We start from the raw sequence: 239 nt of genomic DNA on the forward strand, positions 1-239 counted from the left end.
GCACCTAGTGGAATAGAGACTGAATAGGCATCTTCATCTAGGTCTAATTTTTCACAGAGCGTCATGTTGACTGGAATGTTTGTCGCACTTGAACGAGTGAAGAAAGCCGTTACACCACTTTCACGAAGGCATTGGAATACAAGTGGATATGGATTCTCTTTGGTTTTTACATAAACGATGATTGGGTTCACAACAAGGGCAATGATCGCCATTGCAGTAAGTAGAACGAATAGTAGTTG

1 protein-coding gene is annotated in these 239 nt (G+C 41.4%); it reads right to left on the minus strand.

Annotated elements, in window-relative coordinates; genetic code table 11:
- A partial coding sequence (locus MRS74_RS23670; RefSeq protein ID WP_254582732.1) for a cation:dicarboxylate symporter family transporter occupies positions 1 to 239 on the minus strand: 239 nt, incomplete at both ends.

Source organism: Marinobacterium sedimentorum (assembly GCF_024267675.1).
Classification (GTDB): Bacteria; Pseudomonadota; Gammaproteobacteria; order Pseudomonadales; family Balneatricaceae; genus Marinobacterium_A; species Marinobacterium_A sedimentorum.